Origin of the sequence: Pseudomonas sp. HMSC08G10 (assembly GCF_001808425.1) — a bacterium.
Classification (GTDB): Bacteria; Pseudomonadota; Gammaproteobacteria; order Pseudomonadales; family Pseudomonadaceae; genus Aquipseudomonas; species Aquipseudomonas guariconensis.
Genome location: NZ_KV793337.1, coordinates 1 through 953, shown reverse-complemented (window position 1 = coordinate 953; position 953 = coordinate 1). Strand labels below are relative to the sequence as shown.

General features: G+C 53.9%; 1 pseudogene. It reads right to left on the bottom strand.

The window, feature by feature from the left end:
- Positions 1-18: 18 nt before the first annotated feature.
- Positions 19-953, bottom strand: a pseudogene (locus HMPREF3173_RS23730) (IS3 family transposase); the annotation flags it as partial.

Below are 953 nucleotides of genomic sequence, written 5' to 3'. Positions count from 1 at the left end.
TGAATCGCCCCTGCTTTCCTAGACACTCTCCAAGCTCAGAAAATAGCGTTTCTCATACTCTACTGGCGACAGCTGCATAGCACTGCTGTGTCGACGTTTTGGGTTATAGAACATCTCGATGTAATCGAAAATATCACTTCGGGCTTCGTCACGCGTTGCGTAGATCTTTCGTCGGATTCGCTCCCGCTTCAAAAGCTGGAAAAAGCTCTCGGCTACGGCGTTGTCATGGCAGTTTCCTCGCCGACTCATGCTGCTAATCACGTTCTTTGCCTTCAAGAAGCTTTGCCAATCTGAGCTACTGAATTGACTGCCCTGATCTGAATGAATCATCACTTGCTGCTGTGGCTTGCGGCGCCACACGGCCATCAACATCGCGTCGATCGCCAGGTCGCTGCCCATCCTGGGCTTCATTGACCAGCCAATCACTTGGCGAGAAAACAGATCCAGCACTACTGCCAGGTATAGCCATCCTTCATAGGTGCGGATGTAAGTGATGTCTGTCACCCAGACCTTGTTCGGCTCACTGACCTTGAACTGCCGCGCAAGGTGGTTAGGCGAGGCGACGGTTGGCTTTCCGCCATAAAACCCTGGGCGCCGTCGATAACCCGTTTGTGAACGCAGCCCCTCTGCCTCCATCAAACGTCCGACTCGATTTCGCCCACAGATCTCTCCCAGCTCTCGCAGGTCATCGTGAATCTTGCGATAGCCATACACTCCTCCGCTTTCTAACCAGGCATGCTTGATCAAGCCAAGCAGGCGTTGATCTTCTTTTGCTCGGGCAGATTGAGGCTCGGCCAACCAAGCGTAGTAGCCGCTGGGGTGCACCTTGAGGGTTTGGCAAAGGCGCCGCACGGGGTAATCCGTCGAGTGCTTCTTAATGAAGGCGTACTTCAGCCGCACTCCTTGGCAAAGTACGCGGCGGCCTTCTTTAAGATGTCTCGCTCTTCCGTCAC